1 protein-coding gene is annotated in these 656 nt (G+C 39.6%); it reads right to left on the reverse strand.

The features are described 5' to 3' along the window. On the reverse strand, positions 1-656 hold a 656-nt coding region (locus KWG70_RS17660), incomplete at both ends, for a hypothetical protein (RefSeq protein WP_230937365.1).

Raw genomic sequence — 656 nt, forward strand, 5'->3', positions numbered from 1 at the left:
ATCAATACATTGTCGATATAAAACGTATTGGCCTGTAAATATTCTGTATTATTTGGATAAGTCGATATCCATCCTCGTAATAGTAATCGATGTGATCCTGTTGTATTGGCTGTAAAAGTAAAACTATAATCGCCACTCTCTGATATCATTCCACTACTCACCGTTGGTGAAGACTGTCCTGGTTCATACAACAACGTACTAAATCCTCCTTGCATCTGACTCCTATCCAATCGATAACTAAACTGATATTCCTTTCCCGCTTCTAAGTTAACATCTACTCGGGCATTATGCCAGTTCCGCGTTATCACACATTTCAAACGACCATCTGCTATACTTAATGTCGAATACGTGGATGATGTCCATGGAGATGTGCTGGTTGTCTCATTAAAATCCTCCTCATAAATCACTGGGTCATCTCCTAAGTCTTGCTTCACCAATGCACGTACATTACCCAAATGATCCGTCATCTGGTAACGCTCACTCCCATCTTGCCTGTAATGAATCCCTACTCGTGATGCTCCATAGATAGGATGCTCAACCAAAGTAGAATTATTATATATCGCTAGTGGATTACCACTAGTATCTCTTATATAATACGACTTTGTCGTTGGTGTTCCTGATCCATTAAAACTCTGCTTACTAATTCGTTGTCCCTT

Origin of the sequence: Psychroserpens luteolus, from assembly GCF_021032705.1 — a bacterium.
Classification (GTDB): Bacteria; Bacteroidota; Bacteroidia; order Flavobacteriales; family Flavobacteriaceae; genus Psychroserpens; species Psychroserpens luteolus.